General features: G+C 28.2%; 20 protein-coding genes and 1 other annotated feature. Of the genes, 15 read left to right on the plus strand and 5 right to left on the minus strand.

Going from position 1 to position 21,846, the window contains the following annotated elements; genetic code table 11:
- Window positions 1-118 precede the first annotated feature (118 nt).
- The 4 genes from INR60_RS01885 (at window position 119) to tdc (ending at window position 6,557) form a co-directional block, all read left to right on the plus strand.
- A complete protein-coding gene (locus tag INR60_RS01885) occupies window positions 119-655 on the plus strand; it encodes a TetR/AcrR family transcriptional regulator (RefSeq protein WP_194189779.1) in 537 nt (178 codons plus the stop codon).
- A 63-nt stretch (window positions 656-718) separates the two neighbouring features.
- Complete coding sequence (locus tag INR60_RS01890; protein ID WP_194189780.1) at window positions 719-2,419, plus strand: MFS transporter; 1,701 nt, start codon at window positions 719-721, stop codon at window positions 2,417-2,419.
- Between the two features lie 681 nt (window positions 2,420-3,100).
- Entirely contained in the window at window positions 3,101-4,507 is a 1,407-nt protein-coding gene (gene tyrP, locus INR60_RS01895; protein ID WP_194189781.1) for a tyrosine-tyramine antiporter, read from the plus strand.
- A gap of 187 nt (window positions 4,508-4,694) precedes the next feature.
- Window positions 4,695-6,557 carry a tyrosine decarboxylase gene (tdc, locus tag INR60_RS01900; RefSeq protein WP_194189782.1) on the plus strand — a complete coding sequence of 621 codons (1,863 nt, stop codon included), beginning with the start codon at window positions 4,695-4,697 and terminating at the stop codon, window positions 6,555-6,557.
- Between the two features lie 85 nt (window positions 6,558-6,642).
- Here the strand turns inward: tdc and INR60_RS01905 are convergent, their stop codons facing one another.
- Window positions 6,643-7,560, minus strand: a complete 918-nt coding sequence (locus tag INR60_RS01905; protein ID WP_194189783.1) for an AEC family transporter — start codon at window positions 7,558-7,560, stop codon at window positions 6,643-6,645.
- Window positions 7,561-7,812: 252 nt separating this feature from the next.
- Complete coding sequence (gene tyrS / locus INR60_RS01910; protein ID WP_194189784.1) at window positions 7,813-9,042, minus strand: tyrosine--tRNA ligase; 1,230 nt, start codon at window positions 9,040-9,042, stop codon at window positions 7,813-7,815.
- A gap of 98 nt (window positions 9,043-9,140) precedes the next feature.
- Window positions 9,141-9,373: a binding site (T-box leader), on the minus strand.
- A 244-nt stretch (window positions 9,374-9,617) separates the two neighbouring features.
- On the opposite strand from tyrS, the gene INR60_RS01915 reads away from it, so the two are divergent.
- Together INR60_RS01915 and cax are read left to right on the plus strand one after the other, a co-directional pair.
- Complete coding sequence (locus INR60_RS01915) at window positions 9,618-10,196, plus strand: GNAT family protein (protein ID WP_194189785.1); 579 nt, start codon at window positions 9,618-9,620, stop codon at window positions 10,194-10,196.
- A gap of 96 nt (window positions 10,197-10,292) precedes the next feature.
- Window positions 10,293-11,342 carry a calcium/proton exchanger gene (cax, locus tag INR60_RS01920; RefSeq protein WP_194189786.1) on the plus strand — a complete coding sequence of 350 codons (1,050 nt, stop codon included), beginning with the start codon at window positions 10,293-10,295 and terminating at the stop codon, window positions 11,340-11,342.
- Between the two features lie 56 nt (window positions 11,343-11,398).
- Here the strand turns inward: cax and INR60_RS01925 are convergent, their stop codons facing one another.
- On the minus strand, window positions 11,399-12,370 hold the full coding sequence (locus tag INR60_RS01925) for an FtsW/RodA/SpoVE family cell cycle protein (protein WP_238480385.1): 972 nt from the start codon (window positions 12,368-12,370) through the stop codon (window positions 11,399-11,401).
- Complete coding sequence (locus INR60_RS17270) at window positions 12,331-12,555, minus strand: hypothetical protein (protein WP_238480386.1); 225 nt, start codon at window positions 12,553-12,555, stop codon at window positions 12,331-12,333. Before INR60_RS17270 ends, INR60_RS01925 begins: the two co-directional genes overlap by 40 nt.
- 205 nt (window positions 12,556-12,760) lie before the next feature.
- On the opposite strand from INR60_RS17270, the gene INR60_RS01930 reads away from it, so the two are divergent.
- The 4 genes from INR60_RS01930 (at window position 12,761) to INR60_RS01945 (ending at window position 16,344) form a co-directional block, all read left to right on the plus strand.
- Complete coding sequence (locus tag INR60_RS01930) at window positions 12,761-13,963, plus strand: alanyl-tRNA editing protein (RefSeq protein ID WP_194189787.1); 1,203 nt, start codon at window positions 12,761-12,763, stop codon at window positions 13,961-13,963.
- 60 nt (window positions 13,964-14,023) lie between these two features.
- Window positions 14,024-14,980 (plus strand): aromatic acid exporter family protein, encoded by a 957-nt coding sequence (locus INR60_RS01935; protein ID WP_194189788.1) that lies wholly within the window; start codon window positions 14,024-14,026, stop codon window positions 14,978-14,980.
- Between the two features lie 87 nt (window positions 14,981-15,067).
- Window positions 15,068-15,520 (plus strand): GNAT family N-acetyltransferase, encoded by a 453-nt coding sequence (locus INR60_RS01940; RefSeq protein ID WP_194189789.1) that lies wholly within the window; start codon window positions 15,068-15,070, stop codon window positions 15,518-15,520.
- Between the two features lie 122 nt (window positions 15,521-15,642).
- On the plus strand, window positions 15,643-16,344 hold the full coding sequence (locus tag INR60_RS01945; RefSeq protein WP_194189790.1) for a sporulation protein: 702 nt from the start codon (window positions 15,643-15,645) through the stop codon (window positions 16,342-16,344).
- Between the two features lie 47 nt (window positions 16,345-16,391).
- Here INR60_RS01945 and INR60_RS01950 read toward each other — a convergent pair whose 3' ends face one another.
- Window positions 16,392-17,159: a histidinol-phosphatase HisJ family protein gene (locus INR60_RS01950; RefSeq protein ID WP_194189791.1), complete on the minus strand. Its 768-nt coding sequence runs from the start codon at window positions 17,157-17,159 to the stop codon at window positions 16,392-16,394.
- A 90-nt stretch (window positions 17,160-17,249) separates the two neighbouring features.
- On the opposite strand from INR60_RS01950, the gene INR60_RS01955 reads away from it, so the two are divergent.
- From INR60_RS01955 to INR60_RS01975, 5 genes are all read left to right on the plus strand, one after another.
- Window positions 17,250-17,639, plus strand: coding sequence for a hypothetical protein (locus INR60_RS01955; protein ID WP_238480387.1), 390 nt, complete (start codon window positions 17,250-17,252; stop codon window positions 17,637-17,639).
- A gap of 142 nt (window positions 17,640-17,781) precedes the next feature.
- Complete coding sequence (locus INR60_RS01960) at window positions 17,782-19,020, plus strand: TcaA 3rd/4th domain-containing protein (RefSeq protein ID WP_194189792.1); 1,239 nt, start codon at window positions 17,782-17,784, stop codon at window positions 19,018-19,020.
- Window positions 19,021-19,042: 22 nt separating this feature from the next.
- Window positions 19,043-20,383: a murein hydrolase activator EnvC family protein gene (locus INR60_RS01965; protein WP_194189793.1), complete on the plus strand. Its 1,341-nt coding sequence runs from the start codon at window positions 19,043-19,045 to the stop codon at window positions 20,381-20,383.
- Between the two features lie 428 nt (window positions 20,384-20,811).
- A complete protein-coding gene (locus INR60_RS01970; RefSeq protein WP_194189794.1) occupies window positions 20,812-20,955 on the plus strand; it encodes a hypothetical protein in 144 nt (47 codons plus the stop codon).
- Window positions 20,956-21,021: 66 nt separating this feature from the next.
- Entirely contained in the window at window positions 21,022-21,819 is a 798-nt protein-coding gene (locus INR60_RS01975) for a hypothetical protein (protein ID WP_194189795.1), read from the plus strand.
- The last annotated feature ends 27 nt before the right edge of the window (window positions 21,820-21,846 follow it).

Here is a 21,846-nt window from a genome sequence, read left to right on the forward strand (position 1 = left end):
AAATCGTAGTTTAAATGTGTTATTATATTAATAATATTAAAAAAATATGTTGAATGTTGACTAATTATAAAAAATACTATATTATGTGAACAAGGTTCAAAAAGCGAGAGGTGATAGTTTGCCAAAGATATTAAATAATCCTAAAGAAACAATACTAATTGAAGCAAAGATTTTGCTCAAAGAATATGGTTATAGGAAGTTTAGCATGAGGGAACTTGCTAAAAGAAGTAATATTGCAACTGGAACACTTTACAATTACTATAAAAATAAGTTTGACATCATAAGAGAGATTTTTATAGATGAATGGAGAAAAGTAATCTCTAATCTATCAAATATCAATTATGAAGATGTAAGCTTTGAACACAAAATGATGGCTATATATGATGAAATTGAGGGGTATTTAAAAGATCATATGGACATCTTTATGGAACTTACTGAACTTAGAGGCAGAGAAGGCTGCAAGGGGATGAAAGAATCTATGGAAAGTTTATATAAGATAACTGATGAAATAGTTATATTTCATAAGGAAAAAGGGGATATTAAACTGGATGTAGAAACTAGAAAAGGAACATTATTTTTAATAAATAATATACTATTAATTATTAAAAACAAATATATGACAATCGAAGATTTAATCAAGATTGTAAAAATGTAAGAGCTTTTATAAGCTCTTACATTATGAAATTAAATGAACAAGGTTCAAAAAGGAGGAATATATATGGAAAAGAAAAAAGGCAAAGAGAAATTATTAATGATTATGTTTTTACTTGGAATTTTCATTGGAGCTATGGATACTGGGATTGTGTCACCAGCTAGAAATGTAATAGCTAATGGTTTAAATATAACTGAAAGTGCATCTATTTGGATGATAACTATTTACACATTAGCATATGCAGTTTCAATGCCAATATCAGGAAAGTTATCTGATATATTTGGTAAGAAGAAATTATTTACTTTCTCAATAGTATTATTTGGGATAGGTTCAATTCTTTGTGGATTATCAGATTATTTTGGTGGATACTCAATGCTTATTATAGCAAGAATTATACAAGCTATAGGTGGTGGTGGAATAATGCCAATAGCTACAGCTTATATAGGAGATAGTTTCCCTGAAGAAAAACGTGGAACAGCACTAGGACTTGTCGGTGCAACTTATGGTATAGCAACAACTTTAGGACCAACTATAGGTTCTGGAATATTAAGTATTTTTGGCGATTCAAACTGGGGCGTATTATTTTTTATAAATGTTCCTATATGTATAGTTGCATTATTGATAAGTGCAAAGGTTAAAGTAGTAGAGGTAGAAAAAGAAAAAAGAAAAATGGACATTAAAGGTAGTGTCGTGATTTCTTTGATGATACTTTCTTTAATGTATGGAGTTACAAATTTAAACTTCCATGACTTTTTAAATTCACTTAAATCTTTAGATGTATATCCTTACTTAATTGTATTTGTGATACTTTTACCAGTATTTATTTATACTGAAAAGAAGGCAGAAGACCCAGTAATGAATTTAAATTATTTTAAAACTAAAGATATAGCAATAACTTTAGTTTTAAGTTTCCTAGTTGGAGCAGGGCTTATGGGGATAGTATTTATGCCTCAATTTGCAGAAAATACTTTGAAAATTCAAGTAGGTTCTGGCGGTTACTTTGTAACACTTATGGCTATATTTTCAGGAGTTGCTGCACCTTTTGGTGGAAAGCTTATAGATAAGTATTCAGCAAAACTAATATTATTATTAGGGTTTGGATCTACTATAATAGGTTCGTTAATTTTAGGATTATACGTTGCACAAAGTAATAGTCAAGCTGGATTAATAATAGGACTTGCATTTATGGGACTTGGAATGGGATTTACCATGGGAACTCCTTTAAATTATCTAATGCAAAGTTTTGTAGATAAAAATGAAACCGCATCAGCACAATCAACACTCTCTTTAGTTAGAAGTATAGGGGTTGCGGTATCTCCAAATATTCTAGTTAACTTTATAGCAGAAGCTGGAACTAAGGTTCCAAGTAAACTTATGGAAGTAATGCCGCAAATTCCTGGTATGAATGGAAATGCTTTTAGTGGTGGAAATATACCAGAATCGGCACTGAATTCTTTAAAGAGTGCTAATGTCACTAATATAGTAGAAACTATGAAAAACTTCTCAAGTACAATGATGGATAGTTCTAAGAATGCTATAGAAAGTGGAATAATGCATAGTGCACACGGAAATGTAGACCCAAATATTATATTTAATAATATGAAGCTTGATTATTTAAATAAAATAGAAGCTTCAAGAAATACTATTGAAAGCACATATCAGCAAACTATGAATAGTGGATATTCACATCTCTTCATAGCAGCTGCGGGGATAGCATTAGTGGCCTTTATATTGACACTATTCCTAAGTAAAAAGAAATCTAACTAGTAAAATAAAAGCAACCTAGCAGTTTGTGGCTAGGTTGCTTTTTTATACATAATTAATGGTGATTATAACCAAATTAAATATTTAAGAAAAAACGAGATTAAAAGATAACATTTAATTTATTAATTACAACCTTATAAAATGGTATGAAATACAACATAGATTTGTGGGAAATAAAATGCGAGAAATGGCTTAAACACTTAGTTTTTTCTGTTTAATCGATCTTGCAAAAATAAAGGGAAAAATAGGGATGAATTTATAAAACTGTAAAAAAACAATCTAACTTTTTATTAATAATTTAGTTACAGAAAAAAACATTTAAAATACAAAAAAAGTAAAAAAGATAACTTTTCTTGTAAAAATCAAAATAAACAAGGGAAAATAAGGAAGTAAATACAATTGATAAATTGTAACATACGTTTCTTAAATGTAAAGAATAAGTCTAAATAATGAACAATGTAACAGAGATATTGCGAAATTCTTAGGACAATGTTTGACAATAATTTTAAAAGGTTTATGATAAATGATGTGGTGAGCGAGTACAAGCCACAAAGCAAAGTTAAGTGGTTATTGTTTTGTTAGAACAATTAATAAATGAACTTATTATTTTATGACTTACAATTGGTAATAAAACAAAGAGCACTTTACAATATTAAAATTAAATATTGAAAGGAAGTAGTCTTAATGAGCAGTGTTAAAAAACTTACACTTTTCCAACTTATAGGTATTACAATGGCATTCTTCGGAACAGTTAGAAGTGTACCTACATTAGCAGTTAACGGTTGGACACAAATTACTTATTTACTTGGAGCAGTAATATTATTTGCTATTCCAATATCTTTAATCGCAGCAGAGCTTGCAACTGGGTGGCCAGAAGAAGGTGGTCCTCAAGTTTGGGTTAGAGAAGCATTCGGAGATAAATGGGGATTCGTAACTTCATGGTTATTATGGGTTCAAATGTTCTTCGGAATGGTTATGGTAGCATCAACAGTAGGAGTTCTTATTGGTTATATAATAAATAAACCAGAGTTATCACAAAATAACATCTTTGTATTTATTGTAATCATAATTTCATACTGGGGAGTTACATTACTAAACCTTAAGTTTGATATGGTTAAAATGGTTGGTAACTGGGGAGCAGTTATCGGAGTTTACATTCCATTTGTAGCTTTAGTAGTTCTTGGAGTTGGTTACTTAGTTAAAAACGGTATACAACCTTCAGGATACTTAGGAACATTCGAAGCTAGTAAATTATTACCAGACTTTAGTAACTTAGGAAGCTTATCATATTTCGCAGGAATTATCTTTATATTTGCTGGAGTTGAGATTTCATCAGTTCACGCAAACAACATCGATAATCCTAAGAAAAACTATCCTATAGCTGTAATAAGCTCAGTTATATTATTAGTTATCTTTAACTTAATTGCTGGTTTAACAGTAGCAAATGCAGTACCAGAAGGAAAAATGGAACTTGCAAACATAACACAACCTTTCGTTATATACTGTAAAAGCTTAGGAATTCCAATGGTATTTACAAATATCATTTCAGCTATGATAGCTATCGGAGTTTTAGTACAATTAAGTGCTTGGGTACTTGGACCATCAAAAGCAATGATTAAAGTTGCTGAAGAAGGAAACTTACCAAGAGTATTCCAAAAAAGAAGTGCAAATGGTGCACCAATAACTATAGTTTTAATTCAAGCTATCGTTATTTCAGTAATTTCATTATCTTACTTAGTAATAAAAGATGTTAACAGTGCATTCTTTATGATCACAGTTACAACAACTATCCTTTACTGTATAGTTTACATCTTAATAGCTTTATCAGCTATTAAATTAAGATACAAAAGAGCTGATGTTGAAAGACCATTTAGACTTGGTTCAAAAGGAAATGGACTTATGTGGTTCACATCTATCCTTGCAATTTTAGGTATAGTATTAACTATAATTGCTGGATTAATACCACCTGCAAATTCAGGTACAAGCCCAGCATTCTATATTGGATTCCAAGTTATGGGAACAATAATTTCTATAGCAATAGCACTAGTAATATTTGCTTGTAGAAAACCAAGCTGGAAAAAAGAAAACTAATTAAAAGTTAAAAATTAGATTGACATGTGCCATTTAAAGTAGAGCACTAAAACTTATTTAAATGGCACATTAAAATAAAAAATAAATACAGAAATTTTAAGAACGTATGGTAATTTAAAATGGCATCCTAGTTCCATTTTAAATGATCATATGGTTTATAAAATTTGCTTATGAAGGAGAAATTAAAATGAGTGGACAAGATTTAAACTTAAAAGCATTATTTTTAGGACCAAAATCAGAAAACAAAGATGTGTTTGGTAAACACCTAACAAGATTATTCGAAGATCACAGTGAGTGGAGAAAAAACTACCACCCAGAAGATATGCCAATAATCAAAAATACTGATAAAAGAGATGAAAATTTCCTAGGTACATCTGACAAGTTAGAAGAAGTTTTAACAGAGTTATCAGTTAAATTAAGATCAAAATCATTACCATGGCATTCACCAAGATTCTTAGGACACATGAACTCAGAAACTTTAATGCCAGCATTACTTGGATATTTCGCAGCAATGCTTTATAACGGAAATAACGTTGCTTACGAATCATCACCAGGAACTTCAGAAATGGAAGAAGAAGTTGGATTAGACTTTGCAAAACTTATGGGATATGAAGACGGAATCGGTTGGGGACACATATGTGCAGACGGATCAATCGCTAACTTAGAAGGTTTATGGTATGCTAGAAACATAGCTTCATTACCACTTGCAATGAAAGAAGTTACACCAGAATTAGTTGAAGGAAAAACTGAGTGGGAATTATTAAACATGCCTACTAAAGAAATCTTAGACTTAGTTGAAAGTGTTCCAGATAAATTAGATGATTTAAAAGAAAATTCAGCTAGAGGATGCGGTAAAAAAATTGAGAAGTTAGGAAAATGGTTTGTACCACAAACTAAACACTACTCATGGTTAAAAGCTGCTGATATAATCGGTCTTGGAACTGAGAATGTTGAAGCTGTTAAAGTTAACGAACAATACAGAATGGATACAGAAGTTTTAGAAGCTAGAATCAGAGAATTAGCAGCAGAAGGAATTCCAACTCTTGGAGTTGTTGGTGTTGTTGGATCAACTGAAGAAGGTGCAGTAGATGACATCCATAAAATAATCGAAGTTAGAGATAGATTAGCTAAAGAAGGAATTCACTTCTACGTTCACGTTGACGCTGCATACGGCGGATATGCAAGAGCTATCTTCTTAGATGAAAACTTCAAGTTCATAGAAAAAGATCAAGTTAAGAAAACTTACTTAGAAAACGGAGTATTCGAAAACGAAGCAACTGCAGATGCATGGCCATCAGATGATACTTACTATGCTTTCAAAGCTATAAGTGAAGCTGATACAGTAACTATCGACCCACACAAAATGGGATATATCCCTTATTCAGCTGGTGGAATAGTTATAAAAGATAGAAGAATGAGAGACTCAATTTCATACTTCGCAACTTACGTATTCGAAAAAGGAATGGATATCCCAGCATTACTTGGAGCATTCATGCTTGAAGGTTCAAAAGCTGGAGCAACTGCTGCATCAGTTTGGGCTGCGCACAGAACATTACCATTAAACGTAACTGGATACGGAAAACTTATCGGAGCTAGTATCGAAGGTGCATTCAACCTTTACAACCACTTCAACGGAAAAGAATTCATGGTTGGAGACAAAAAAGTTGTTATGCATACACTAATCAGACCAGACTTCAACATGGTTGACTACACATTCAACGAAGAAGGAAATACTGATTTAGCTAAAATGAATCACTTAACTCACAGAATGTATGAAGAAGCTTCATTCGTTCACGGTGGATTATATGATAATGACTTCATAACTTCACACACTGACTTCGCAGTACCAGATTACGGTGATTCACCATTCCCATTCGTTAAGAGCTGCGGAATGGATAGAGCACAGTGGGATAAAGAAGAAAAAGTTACAGTATTAAGAGCTTGCGTTCTTTCACCATTCATAGGAAACACAGCTACTTTCAATGAATACATGGAAAAAGTAGATGTAGCTATCCAAAAGAAATTAAACAAAATATATGATTTAAGATAATCATTTTAAAGCTGCATGTTTAACATGCAGCTTTTTTTTATCTATATAAAAAGAGAAGGGTTTATTTTAAACCCTTCTCTTTAAGTTATAATATTGACATTATAAGAGGTATTGTAAATAGTGAAAGTAAAGTTGTTATAAATGATACCTTTGCGGCTAAATCTTCTTTTATGTTGTATCTCTTTGCAAATATTGAAACTACAACAGCAGCTGGAGTGGCTTCAAGTAATACGCATATAGTTCTAAGTTCTTTAGTTTCACCTAAAATTGTTACTACTAAATAAACTAAAATAGGGATAAGTATAAGCTTTATAAAACTTATTAAATACATCTTTTTATCTTTAAATATATCCTTAAAATTGACTGTACTTAACATTCCACCTACTATAATCATAGCTAGTGGAGTAGTCATATCCCCTATAGAAGAAACAGCTTTAAATAAGGGTTCTGGCAATTTTAAATTAGTAAGCATAAGCATTATTCCTAAAAAGGTAGCTATAATACCTGGATTTAATAAAATAGTTTTAAGTACATCTTTTTTCGATGATTTAAAGCTTTTCTTAGAAAATAAAAAACTACCGAATGTAAAAAGTATTATATTATATGGTATTCCAAAGATTGCAGTATATAAAACTCCAACTTTTCCGTATATTCCAGCCATAAGAGGGTATCCCATAAAGCCTGCATTTGAAAATATATAACTAGACCTTAAAACTATAGAAGAATCAGGAGCCTCCTTAAAACATAGAAATTTAGATATTATAATAAGAAAGATATGAATTATTGTTGCATATATAAATATTCTTAAGCAATTAAACTCTAATTCTTTTGAAACAGTATAATTAAAAGAAGATATTATAAGTGCAGGGAGGGTTATGTTTAACATAAGATTTGAGAGGGAAGTTGTGCTTTCCTCGGTTAATATATTTTTTTTGCGGCAAAAGATACCGACAAGCATAATTAAAAATAAAATTATAACTTGGTTTATTATAGTTTTATCCATTTTTAAAACTCCTTATTTATTAGATAAATATAATTATACAGTGGTTTATAAGTATTATGATTAAGAAGGTAGTAAGGTTAATATTAATTTCATAAAATTCTAGTCTATTTAATAATTAGTATAAAAAAGAAAGAGAGATATAGTTCCTAGTCTATATCTCTCTTCTATATTATTAAGTCAAAATGAGTAGTGTATATATATTTAAATTAATGAGTGGTTAATTTAAACAGCTAATTTAATTTGAGTGGTTAATTATTTAATTACTATTTTGTTGAAGCCTTTTTTACCTCTTTTAACAAGAGCGTGTCCTTCAGCAAGATGATCTTTTTCTAGTTTGAAGAATATATCAGTAACTTTTTCATCGTTTATTGATAATCCTCCTTGTTGAACTAATCTTTTACCTTCAGCTTTTGATGGTATAACATCGAATTCAACTAAGATATCTAATATACCTTTTCCTAAATGATCTTCAGTAATTTCTATAGTAGGAACGTGCTCTAAATCAACTCCACCTTGGAATAAAGCTTTTGAAGCTTGAAGTGCTTTTTCAGCATTTTCTTCACCATGAACTAATTTAGTTACTTCAAATGCTAATCTTTCTTTAGCAGTGTTCATTGCAGCACCTTCAACTGCACATAATTCTTTTATTTCGTCTACTGGTACAAAAGTTAAAAGCTTTAAGCATTTTTCAACGTCTGCATCAGCAACGTTTCTCCAGTATTGGAAGAACTCAAATGGAGAAACTCTTTCTGGGTCTAGCCATAAAGCTCCACCAACAGTTTTTCCCATTTTCTCTCCTTCACTATTTGTAAGAAGAGTACAAGTCATTGCAAATACGTTCTTTTGATCTTTCTTTCTTACTAAGTCAACTCCAGCGATCATATTTGACCATTGGTCATCTCCACCTAGTTCCATTCTACAATCGTATTTTCTGCTAAGTTCTACGAAATCGTAAGCTTGCATTAACATGTAGTTAAATTCAAGGAATGATAATCCTCTTTCAAGTTCAAATCTCTTTTTGAAACAATCAGCAGCTAACATTTTATTAACTGTGAAGTGTCCGCCAACCTCTCTTAAGAAATCAATGTAGTTTAAGCTTCTTAACCAGTCAGCGTTATTTACAAGTATTGCTTTATCATCTGAGAAATCTATGAATCTTGACATTTGAGATTTTATTGACTCAACGTTATGATTGATTTGCTCATCTGTAAGCATTTTTCTCATATCAGTTTTTCCACTTGGGTCTCCAACAGTTACAGTACCACCACCTATTAATACTATAGGTCTGTGTCCGTGTTGTTGCATGTGAGCCATAAACATAAGAGCAATGAAATGTCCTACGTGTAAGCTATCAGCAGTTGGATCAAATCCGATGTAGAAAGTTATGTTCTCTTTTCCTAATAATTCTCTTGTTTCTTCCTCGTGTGTGAATTGTTTAATGTATCCACGTTCCATTAATGTATCTAATACGTTTCCTTTCATATCCAAAACCTCCATTTATTTTTATTTTTCACGATGTAAATACTCTTTAACTAGTATGAGTATTTAAATTTAAGTATAAAAAAACTCGCCCCTTATATAATAAGGGCGAGAGTATTCACGCGGTACCACCTTAATTCATCGTATAAATTTTATACAATCTCATTAATAGTTATTAACGGTAACTAACCGATATTGCCTAATATCTAAATTGTTAGAGTTCAACAACTGACTCCAAGATGTATTCAAAATAAATTTCTTTAGCGCTTCTCATCAACCAGCAACTTTCTGTTAAGAAGGGTTTATTTCTACTTGTTCTCTTCTTAGTCTTTGTGATTTAAAATTTTGTTTTGCGATTTGTCCTATCGCTTGCATTTATTATATACCCGCTAAATTATAAAAGTCAACACCCATTTTGATTTAATTTGTGTTAAAAAAGAATGAATATATAGAACAAAAAAGTTAATAAAATGACAAAGTTTTAAATAGCTAGGATTACTTTTTTTAGTGCATATAATGAAAGGAATAGAAAAAACTTTTGATTAAGATAGAATTTTTAGAATAATTAAAAAATATAAGTGAAAGATTTAAAAAAGTATGTTATAATATTAACAAAGATTAACGAAGAACTAGATATGCTAGGGGGAAGAATTATGATAGAGATTATGAACACAAATACTTTAGATAAAGATATTATAGATAACTTTCTAAAGGAGAAAGAAATAGATAAAAACGTTATAGCAAAGGGCAAGATTTACAATTTAGATAACCTTGATGCATTTATGCTTTTTGAGGGAATTCACGCTTTAGGAGAAAATGATCCTAAGGGTATTGCGTATTATAAAGTAGGCGTTAGGGGAATGGAAATTGTAAAAATATACACAATAACAGAAGATGATAGAATTAAAAATATTCTTCTTAAAAAGCTTATAGAAAAGGCTAAAGAAGAAGGATGCAGTAGAATATGGAGCTTAGTTACTAACGACAAGGTTGAAACTATGGAATTTTTACAAAGAAATGGTTTTGAGATGAAGATGCTTCATGAAAATCTTATAGAAGAAATGAGAAAAAATAATCTAAACGTATATGAATATGGGTTAAACGGAATAAAGATTTCACACGGATTAGAGTTTGTATATGAATTTACAGAAGACTAGCTAAAAATTTTAGCTAGTTTTTTTATAAATTTATATTGAGTTAACAATTTTAGGGTAAAATATTCTTGTTTAAAAAATTTAGAAACGAGGAAAATTATGAAATTTTTAAAAGTACTTTTAATATTTATACCCTTAAGTATTATAGGCGAATTTATGCATTTTTCACCTACTGTAAACTTTTTATTATCAGCTTTAGCTATAGTACCTTTAGCTGGAATGATGGGGGAAGCTACAGAAGAGATATCATGCTATACAGGTCCTAAAATTGGAGGATTTTTAAATGCAACATTTGGGAATGCGACAGAACTTATAATATCTTTCTTTGCATTAAAAAGTGGGCTTTTTGACGTTGTAAAAGCATCTATTGCAGGTTCAGTTATAGGAAATACACTTTTAGTTTTAGGTGCAAGTATGTTACTTGGTGGACTAAAATATAAGACTCAAAAGTTTAATAAAAAAGTAATTGAAGTAAGTGCTAGTATGTTACTTTTTGCTGTTATTGGACTTAGTGTACCTGCTATATTTACACATACAATTAGTCCGGATTTACTAAATACAAAATACGAAGGATTAAGTATTTTTGTTGCAGTTATAATGTTTATTATTTACATACTAAGCTTAGTATTTTCATTCTTTACTCATAAAGATATATATGCTGTATCAAACAGTGAAGAAAACTTAGAAAAAGCTAAGTGGACTTTAAAAAAATCAATTTTAGTTTTAGGTGTTTCTACGCTACTTATAGCACTTGAAAGTGAAATTTTAGTTGGAGCCGTTGAGCCTATGACAAAGAGTTTAGGACTTAGTGAGTTCTTTGTAGGTATAATAATAATACCTATAATCGGAAATGCTGCAGAACATAGCACAGCTATTGTTATGGCACTTAAAAATAAAATGGATGTTGCAGTTGAAATTGCAATAGGATCTAGTCTTCAGATAATATTATTTGTTGCACCTGTATTAATATTTTTAAGTTTAATATTTACTCCGATGAGTATAGTTTTTAATCCATTTGAATTAGCAGCACTTATTGTATCAGTACTTATTGTAAATAGAGTTGCAAATGATGGTGAGTCTAACTGGCTTGAAGGTGTTCAGCTTTTAGCAGTATATGTAATTATTGCAGCTGCATTTTTCATAGTTTAATAGAAAAAAGATGTATATTAGTTTTTAAAGCTAATATACATCTTTTTTATTTATATTTAAAATCTTAAAGGCTCTTTTCTCATCCCTATATTTAATACTATCCCTATAGATAATATTGTAGTTAAAAGGGAGCTACCTCCATAACTAACAAGGGGAAGGGTAATTCCGGAAATTGGAGTAATTCCAATAGTCATTCCTATATTTTGCAATATAGCAAGGAGAAAGTATGCTATTATTCCAACTGATACAGTAGAACCAAAAATATCTTTTGAATTTTTGGAGATTTTAATCATATTAAATAGCATTGTTCCATAGGCACTTAAAAGAGTTAAGGCTCCTAAAAGTCCGAATTGTTCTCCTATAGCTGCAAAAATAAAATCAGTTTGTACTTCTGGTACATTATATCCAGCATAACTTGATTTACCATCGTTTTTTATAGATGGTCTATTTCCTAAAACACCTCCAGAACCTATTGAGGTTAAGGATTGACTTAAATGATATCCTTGTCCACTTGTATCACCAGATTGATTCATAAAAGATAAAACTCTATCTTTTTGATAATCTTTAATAATGCCAATGTTCCAAAATAGTAAAAGAGAAATTACTATAAGCATAATGGTTGACAAAATAATTTTCATATCAAGCCCTGAAATGAAAATCATGCAAAAAACCATAAAACTAATAACTATAGACATTCCAAAATCAGGTTGGGCAAAAACAAATAGAATAGGTAGAGCTAAATATAATATTAAGTTTATTAGGTTTTTAATGTTATTAACATTACCATTGAAGTTTTCAAGACGGCTTCCTATCATAATTATTATAAATAACTTTATAACTTCAGTTGTTTGAAAAGAAATGGGGCCAAACACAATCCAACGGGTTCCACCACCTATATTAGAACCTAAAAGTTTGGTTAAGATAAGAAGAAATATTCCAAACCAATATAAAATATTTGAATACTTATAAAATATTCTATAATCTATTTTTAATAAAAATAAAGAGAAATCAAAGATACTAAAAACCAAAGTGCTTGCTTAATAACGTAAAAAGTTGGGTTTTCAGTCCATTTTGTTGCTAAATATATATTTAATATTCCAAAAGAAGCCAAAAATAACATACTAAATAACACATGCTTGTTTAGATATCTAAGATCTTTAAATAAAAACTTGAATTTCTTATTATCATTATTCTTAAAGAATTTATTTATCATAAGTAATACCTCCTATGTTTTCTTCATTATACATAAAATTATTAGATTAACTATAAAGGTTATAAAATAGTAATTTATTATTAATCTAAACGTAATTTTTATTGTGAATTATATAAAAATAAATTAAGAAAAATACTTATTTTAAATTAAGTACTTTATTTTTTATATGTTATAATCAACTATATAAATAAGAGGTGAATTAAAAATGGAAAAATTATATTATGTTGATGAATATATAAAAGAATTCAAAACTGAAATTACTAATATCATAGAAAAAGGCGATAAGTTTTATGTAGAGTTAGAGGAAAGTGCATTTTTCCCTGGAGGGGGAGGGCAACCTTCTGATACTGGTTATATAGATAATAATAAAGTAATAGATACAATAGAAGAATATGGAATTATCTATCACATAACACAAAATAAACCAATTAAAATACATAAAGTTTCTTGCAAAATAGATTGGGAAAAAAGATATGATTTTATGCAGCAACATTTAGCTCAGCATGCACTTTCAGGTTGCTTTTTTAAATTGTTTAATAAAAATACTTGTGGTATTCATTTAGGAAAGGATATAAGTACTATAGATATTGAAGGAACAGTTACAGAAGAAGAAATAAGAAAAGCAGAAGAGATGGTAAATCAAATAATTTTTGAAAATAGAGAAGTTAAAACTATAATTCCAACGAAAAGTGAACTTAAAAAATTAAAAATAAGAAGAGCTCTTCCAAACACTAAAGAAGATATAAGAATAGTTATTATAGATGATTTAGATGTAAATGCTTGCTGTGGGGTACACGTTAAAAGTACAATAGAGCTTCAAGCTATAACTTTAAAAAGGTTTGAAAAACATAAAGGCAATACTAGAATAGAGTATTTAGCAGGAAATAGAGCTATAAAAGATTATTTAAATAAAGATAGCTTTTCAAGAACTATATGTAGAAGTTTAAGTTGTAGTGAAGATGAAACATTAAATAGTTTAAATAAATTAAATGATAAAATTAAAGAATTATCAAATGAAAACAAAAATTTAAGAATAGAACTTGATGATTATAAAGTAAAAGAATTTATAGAAAAATCAGAAAAGGTAAATAATATTACTATTATAAAAGAAATATTTAAAGAAGATAGCATAAAAAATATAAGCAAATTAACAAATAGGCTTTTAGAAAATGATAATATAATAACACTTTTTGGAATAGAAAACGAAGATAAAGCTAACTTAATATTTGGAGCATCTAAAAATATTAAAAATATTGATATGAATATACTTTTAAAAGATGCAATCTCACTTATTGATGGAAGAGGCGGCGGAAGCAAATTCTTATCTCAAGGTGGAGGGAAAAACAATAACAATCTAAAAGGAACTTTAGATTATGCATTTAAAAAAATAGAAAATGATATTAAATAGATAGATAAAAAGAGGATTGTTTAAAAAATAACAATTCTCTTTATATTTATAGGAGGATACATGAATTTTATTAATAGTAATACTATAAAAATTGCAATTTCAGCATCTATTGCAATTTTAGTTTCAAACTCTTTAGGGTTACAGTTTGGAGTAACAAGTGGAATAATCGCTATTTTAAGTATTCAAAATACTAAGAAGGATACAATTATAGTTGGGATTAGAAGATTTATTGCAGGTATAATCGCGGTATTGATTTCATATCTTTTATATGTTTGCCTTGGAAATAATTCTTTTATTTTTGGACTGTTTTTATTGATATTTATACCATTAACAAAAAAGTTTAATATAGAAGAAGGGATGGTAGCTGGTGCAGTTTTATCTACTCACCTTTTAGTTAGTTCAAATATAAACATTACTTGGATTTATAATGAGGTAGGTTTGCTTACTATAGGGATAGGGGTAGCGACCTTATTTAATTTATATATGCCATCACTTGAAGAAAAATTTAATAAAGATAAAGTGATGATTGAAAATCTTTATAGAAGGATTTTATTAGATATGTCTGATTCTTTTATATCTAAAGCTGTGAGTATAAATGAACAAAAAAGATTAGATTTAGCAAAGAGTTTGATTTTAGAATCGAGAGAATTAGCTTATAAAATAAGTAAAAATAATATATTTAAAGAAGATAAATACTATTTAGATTATGTAGAAATGAGAAGTGCACAATTAGAGGTTATTTTAAAAATGAGAGCTCACTTTTCAAGGTTTACTATGACTTATTCACAGATGCTTATAATGTCTGAATTTACAAGAGAAATTGCACAAAATATTTATTTTACCAATGATTGCATTGAGTTACTAAAAAGGACTGATGACTTAAGGGAAAGTTACAAAAAGATGGATCTTCCAAAAACGAGAGAGGAATTTGAAAATAGAGCTATGCTATTACAGTTTTTAAACGATTTAGAGGATTTTTTAATTTTGAAAAATAAATTTGTACTAGAAAGAAAATAAGAAGTATTAATTTGTAAAAGATGGTAATAATATATTAAAAAAGACAGTATTAATAACTGTATTTATTTAATATAAGGGGGAAAGACTTTGAAAGAAGATATCTTAGTCAAAGAGGCGGAAATTAAAGAATTAGAAGGTATAAAAAAATTAATAACTAAAAACTTCAACTCTTACGAAAAATATAATTTTTCAAAAAGTGGAAGAGTGGAATTTTTAAATAATATAAGTGAAGAAGAGCTAAAAGAAAGAAGAAACTCTGGAAGTAGATTTATAATAGCTAAGGGTTTAGAGGAAATAAAAGGTGTTATGGAAGTTAGACCTTATAACTATATTAATTTATTCTTTATTCCGAAAAATGATTTAGAATTAACTAAAAAGCTAATTAAGTCTTATTCTGACTTTTGCGATAAACCTAAAATAATAAATGTACCACTCTATTTAGAAGAAATATTTAATTCTTTAGGATTTAAAAAATTATGCAAAGAGCAAGAAGTTGAGGGAGTAAAATTTATTCCTTATAAATTCACTTTTAAAATATGAGTAATTACTTAAAAAATTAAGAATAAACTATATAGAAAACCTTAAAATAAAGGACTGATTTTATGAGCTTATGGAGTAAAAGACTTTCAAATTCCGTATATAGCATATACGCTAAAAGTAAAGTGGATTTGAAAACGGAAGAGATTATTTCAGGTGAAGTTATAAAAGGTTATGTAGAAATTTTAGGAGGTAAGGTAAAGCAAGAAATACCCTATATAAAAGTATTTTTAAAAACTGAATACGAAATATATACTAAGTGCTCTAAAAGAATTAAAGAATTTATAATTAAAGAAGAGGATTTGATAGTTAACAAAACTATAAATGAAGGTGAAATAATAAAAATTCCCTTTAAAATAAAAAGTCCTGAGGATATGCCATTAAACTCAGGTGAGTTTGGCGTTTGGGTTGAATCTGAAATTTGTTCTTTAAATTCAATTGCAAATCATGACAGAGTATATATTAAAATTAAACCTATTTTAGAAATTAAAAATATTTTAGAATCTTTTGAAAAGTTTGGGTTTATAGTAAGGTCTATTTATAACAATAGTGATTTAAGCTTAAGTAAATTTAATGATAAAATGCCTTTTTATCAACAATTTCAAATCATACCAAAGGATGACTCTATATTTATTGATCGTTATTATTTAAATTTAGTATTTTATATTAGTAAAGAAAATATAGGCATTTTTATTAACAAAAATAGTGAAAAAAAATTTCTTAAGAATCCAGATAGTTTAGAAGAAGATAAATTCTATGAATTATTATTCCAAAGAGTGGAATTAATTGATGATAGGGATTTTAATAATTTAATTGATTTATTTTAACGAAGGTTTTTATAATTTTGGCACCTAATTTTTAGGTGCCTTTAATTTTAAGATGATTTCATAATCCTATTTTGAAAATATACAGGTATAAGGTCTGTTTCTTCTAAAAATCTTTTAGCTAGTTTAAAATTTACACCAATGCTTTTAGCTTCGTGGGCATCAGAACCTAAAGTGACGTATTTTCCTCCAAGGTTTTTATAAAGCTTGTACACAGGAAGTAATGCGTTGTAAACTTTTGGATTATTAAGCCTTCTTGTATTTAACTCTAAAACTTTCTTTTTATCTATTAATATCTTAAATAATTTTTTTAAATAGTGCTCATGTTCTTTTAAAGTAAATTCGTTATTTTCGTAATTACAATATCTACAAGGATAATCTATATGCCCTAAAGAATCGAAGTCATCGAACTCTTTTATATATTTTATTCCTTCTTCAAAATAAGTTTTAAAGAACTCTTCTTTTTCCATATTATTTGTATCAAAGAAACTGTAAATATCTATATCTTTTATAGAATGAATTGAACCTATTACATAATCAAAAGGATAAGATGATATTAAATTCTTATTCTTTTCTACTATAGAGGAAGATAAACCAATTTCAACTCCAAGCAATAAAGAGCTATCTCTATATTTAGAGTAAGACTTAAAAAAGTTATCTATATCTGCTCTAAATAGGTTTGGATCTGGATAGTTAAAATCTACATGCTCAGTTAAAATAGTTCCTATATTTAGAATGTTTTTAGATTCGATTAAGTCTGCTATTTCCATTTGACTATCAGATGAAAGAATAGTATGCATATGTGTATCAAAAATCATAGCGGCCTCCTAAATGTAATTATTTCTTTGTATATTATATCATAGTGTTGTAAAATACTAGTTAGAAATATAGACTTTGGAGGAAAAACTATGGAAAACAATTTAGATATACTATTTAAAGTTAAATATAACGATGATGTAAAAGGGGTAAAGGGAGAAGAACTTATCTTTACAAAAGAGGACTTCTTAGATGATATTGAAGAATATGAAGATATTATCCCTATAATTTCAGAGATGCAAGATTCTTTAGAAGCTGAAAGAATAACATGTACTTCAGTAAATGATGAGTGTTGCGGAGTTAGTAAAGATAATTACATTATAGAAATTCACGGTTATATAAATGATGAAGATGAATTTATTACTAAGGAAGAATTAGAAAAATACGAAAATGTATTTAATAAAGATGTTTTAGATTTATTTGTTATAAGAGTATATAAATGCGTTGATTGTGGTAAATGGATAATTGATATATTAGAGTAATATAAATATGCTATGATTTTAAATCATAGCATATTTAATTAATAACTAAAAAATATTAAAATAATATTAAGAGTTTATTTTTCTAAAGCTATTAGGTTGATTTAAATAAAAAATAAAGAGTATTATTAAAAGGGGTTGTGTTATGTCTAAGTTTAAGGAGAAACTTTTAACATTCTTTGATAGATTAAAAGATAGTTTTTATGATTTAAAACACGGGGATAAAAAGGAGTTCTTTAAAAAGAATATAATTCTTATTTCAATAATTTGTATTGTCATAATTTTTGGTGTTGGTTTTTTCTTTGGAAATATAATAAGTACTAAAGAAGGAACTTTAAAAAAGCTTCAAAGAGGGTTAGTTAAAGGTAGTGTTAGCACTTTAGATGATGTTATTAAAATAGATGGTGAAAAGGCTACAAAAGAAGAGTTAAAACCATTAAGTGATTACTATAAAGGAAAAGATACTTTAGTGAATAATTTAATGGATGATATAAAAGATGGTAATTCAAAAGTTATGAAACTTACATCTAGTAAATCTTTATTTTTAGAAAATTATAGTTTGGATTTAAATACATTCACATTAACTATAGAAAATGATAATAAAGATGCAGATTTATATTTAAATGATAAAGAAATTAAAGGAACAACAGAAATTAAAGGTTTAATTCCAGGCGAGTATAAATTAAAAGGTGTAATTAAAAGCGAATTTGGTGACATAAAAAAAGAAGAGTCTATTTTACTTATGAAAGATGAAAAAATTAATTTTAAAATAGGTGCAAATTTTATTACCCTTCATTCAAATTTTGATGATGCTAAAGTTTATATAAATGGTGAAGACTCAAACAAAACGGTAAAAGAATTTAAAAATGCAGGACCTTTTCCAAGTGATGGAAGCGTAAAGGTTAATATAGAAAAGGAATTGCCTTGGGGAAAAGTTAAAAGTGAAGAGGTTCAAATTAAAGATAAACCAGATATAACTATAAGTTTAAATATTAAAAATGATGAATTATTTAATGAAGTTCAAACTTTAGTAGATAGTTTTTATGATAGTGTTTTTAAAGCCCTAAATGAGGAAAATAAGGAATTAATTAATGCAGCAACAAATGAGGCTAAAGATAAAGTGTTTAGTGTTTTAGAAAAGAAATACTTTTTCTTGAAAAATCAGTACGAAATAACAGGTATAAACATAGATGAAGATAAAAGTAAGTTCACTTATGAGAATGGTGAATTTAAAGGAAGCGTTGTTTGTGATGTAAATTATGATGTAAGTAAAGTTTTATTTGGGTTAGGGAAAGAAAGTAAAAGTACTAAATTCTTTACGAAAATTATTTATAAGGACGGAAAGTGGGTTGTTTCTGACGTAGAAAACTTCTCGCTAAGCTGAACTACAGGAGGTTTTTAGATTCATGAAAAAAAAGTTAATAGCTTTTATTATTATAGGAGCCATAGGAAGTAGTTATTTTTTAGGTGACTCATCAGCATATGCTGTAAGTAAAAAAGATAATGAAAATAAAATAGAAGAAAATAGAGATAAGATAGATGACCTTAAAAAAGAAAAAGATAAAGTAAACGAAAATAAAGAAAAGAAAAATGATGAACTAAATAAAGTATTAGGTGAGATAGATAAACAAGGTAAAATAGTTTCAGATTCAGAAAATGTAGTTTTAGGATATCAAAAGAAGGTTTCAGAATTAAATGGTGAAATTGATGCTATAAACAATAAGATAAAAGATATCGAAAATAGTGTAAAAGCTAAAGAAGAAGCAATAGAGAAAAACCAAAAGAAAAAGGAAGAAAATCAAAAGATATTAGATAGTAGACTTAGAGAATATTACAAAACTAATATGGGAACTAGTATGCTATCTGCTGTCTTAAATTCAGATGGATTTTCAGATATGATTTCAAATATTTATACTATGAATAAAATTATAGATATGGATAATAAACTCATAAAAGAATCTAAAGAATTAGATAAAAAGCTTCAAGAAGAAAAAATTGAATTAGATAGAGAAAAATCTTTAAAAGATTCTGAAAAGGCTAAGATATCAGAAAAGAAAAACGAACAAGAAAGCTTAAAGGAAAAAGCTGAAAAAGAAAGAGATAAGCAAAAATCTGAACTTTCAAAACTTGAAAAACTTGAAAATGATAAAAAGGCCGTTTTAGATAATATGTCTAAAAAGGAAAGTAGCATAAAAGATGAAATAAATGATTTAGAATCATATAACAAAGAACTTCAAGATCAAATAGATAAGCTTTTTGAGGAGTTAAATAATAAAAATAATAGTACTAATAATAACAGTAGTAATAGCGGTTCTTCAAATAGTTCAAATCACGGAAGTAGTGATTCAGGTGGAGAACATGTAAGTGGAAAGTACATAAGACCTACAAGTGGACCTGTAACTAGCCCTTATGGTCCTAGAATTCATCCAATACAAGGACAAGTTGGATTTCACACAGGAGTAGATTTAGGAGCGCCAAATGGTGCACCTATAAAAGCGGCAGCTGATGGTACTGTAGTACTTGCAGGCTGGGTAAGTGGATATGGTAAAACTGTAATAATAGACCACGGAAATGGTGAACAAACATTATATGGGCACACTAGTGCATATAATGTTACGGAAGGACAAAGTGTAAAACAAGGACAAGTCATTGCAAATGTCGGAAGCACTGGAAATAGTACAGGCCCTCATCTTCATTGGGAAGTAAGAAAAAATGGACAACATGTAAGCCCTATGGCGTACGTATAAAAAATTGAATTTAATGTCACACTTTTTGTGTGGCATTTTTTTTATTCAATTTTAAAATATAAAATAAAAAACCTGTACATGACTGTACAGGTTAAAGGGTTTGTTCATTTAAGAAAGGGAATAAATGAACAATTGTGGGGTTTATTTAAACTCTATAGCTTTTGCTATTAGAGTGGTATGGGCTTTTTAAAAACAAGTTGTTTTACTTGTTAATTATATTATACAACAAAGAAGAAAAGTTTCAATACAAAATCATCCAATTAATAAAATATTAATAAAATATCTGCATTTTCGTAACATACCCCTAAATTATGACCCTAAATAATTAAGAATTACTTATAATAAATAAAATTTATTAAATTTTGTAATAATTTATGATAGAATTGAGATAAATAAAAATTGAAGGATAAATTAAGGAGTGATATATAATGATAATATTAAAAAAAGATGATTTCTTAAAGGATGCTCCTGATTACGAAGATTACACAGATAATGTAGCTAATCTTTCAAAAGAAGAAAAGGAATCTTTAGGAATTAAAAGTTGCAATTGTTCTTGTAAAAATAAAAAATAATGTAAATGGGTATATTAGGTTATAATATATTTAGTAAATATACGAAAATTTTAGGAGGTACTAGTTTTGTCAAAACCAAGCATATTCAGCAGAGATTATGAAAAGAGAATGAAAAAAAGAAAAATAAGAATCGCTTTAATAATAGGGGTTATACTTATTATAGGGGGGGCTCTTTTATACAATTTTAAAATAAAAGATATGGATTTTAGTAGTGTACGAAATAAATTACAAGCTTGGGTAGATAGTGATAAAAAAGAAGAACCAAAAGCTAAAGCTCCAGAACAAAATACTGAAGTAGAAGAAAAGCCTGTTGAAGTAGAGAAAACATTTCTAGATGTAGAACTTCCTAATAAAGATCAAATAAAAATCCAATATGAACTTGAAGATAAAAAAGGAAAAGTTAAAGAAATAGAAGATAAAAAAGGCTATAATTTTGATGTTTCACCTGATAAAGATGAAATTATTGCTTTAGATAAGAATCAAAACATGTACTTAATTAAATTAAGTGGTGAAAAAGATTATAAAGTAACTGATATAACTAAAAAACAATACGTATCAAAAAATGGAACTAAATTCCCAAAAGATAGTCGTTTAGAAGCTGATAAAAATTATAAATGGCATGCAGAGCCAAAGTTTATTAATGAAGACACTATAATATATGTAAGTCAGTTACCTTACTTTGGAACTTCTGCAACTAAAGAGTATGTTTGGATTTATGATATAAGTAATAAAGAAGATAAAGTAATGTTCAAACTTTCAGGTAACAAAATAGATATAGGCGACATAAAAAAAGATAAGGGAATAGAAGTTAAAATAGATAAAAGCGAATATATTATAGATGATAAGGGTAATATTGTAAAATAGCACTCGTGCAAGCTATAAATATTTGAT

The organism is Clostridium chrysemydis, assembly GCF_015234215.1.
GTDB lineage: Bacteria > Bacillota > Clostridia > Clostridiales > Clostridiaceae > Clostridium > Clostridium chrysemydis.

Coding starts and splice junctions, on each gene's coding strand:
- INR60_RS01970 (WP_194189794.1), top strand. CDS start 20,812: ATGATAATATTAAAAAAAGATGATTTCTTAAAGGATGCTCCTGATTAC.
- tyrS (WP_194189784.1), bottom strand. CDS start 9,042: ATGAAAGGAAACGTATTAGATACATTAATGGAACGTGGATACATTAAA.
- INR60_RS17270 (WP_238480386.1), bottom strand. CDS start 12,555: ATGATAAATAAATTCTTTAAGAATAATGATAATAAGAAATTCAAGTTT.
- INR60_RS01935 (WP_194189788.1), top strand. CDS start 14,024: ATGAATTTTATTAATAGTAATACTATAAAAATTGCAATTTCAGCATCT.
- INR60_RS01955 (WP_238480387.1), top strand. CDS start 17,250: ATGGAAAACAATTTAGATATACTATTTAAAGTTAAATATAACGATGAT.
- INR60_RS01890 (WP_194189780.1), top strand. CDS start 719: ATGGAAAAGAAAAAAGGCAAAGAGAAATTATTAATGATTATGTTTTTA.
- cax (WP_194189786.1), top strand. CDS start 10,293: ATGAAATTTTTAAAAGTACTTTTAATATTTATACCCTTAAGTATTATA.
- INR60_RS01960 (WP_194189792.1), top strand. CDS start 17,782: ATGTCTAAGTTTAAGGAGAAACTTTTAACATTCTTTGATAGATTAAAA.
- tdc (WP_194189782.1), top strand. CDS start 4,695: ATGAGTGGACAAGATTTAAACTTAAAAGCATTATTTTTAGGACCAAAA.
- INR60_RS01905 (WP_194189783.1), bottom strand. CDS start 7,560: ATGGATAAAACTATAATAAACCAAGTTATAATTTTATTTTTAATTATG.
- INR60_RS01950 (WP_194189791.1), bottom strand. CDS start 17,159: ATGATTTTTGATACACATATGCATACTATTCTTTCATCTGATAGTCAA.
- INR60_RS01930 (WP_194189787.1), top strand. CDS start 12,761: ATGGAAAAATTATATTATGTTGATGAATATATAAAAGAATTCAAAACT.
- tyrP (WP_194189781.1), top strand. CDS start 3,101: ATGAGCAGTGTTAAAAAACTTACACTTTTCCAACTTATAGGTATTACA.
- INR60_RS01965 (WP_194189793.1), top strand. CDS start 19,043: ATGAAAAAAAAGTTAATAGCTTTTATTATTATAGGAGCCATAGGAAGT.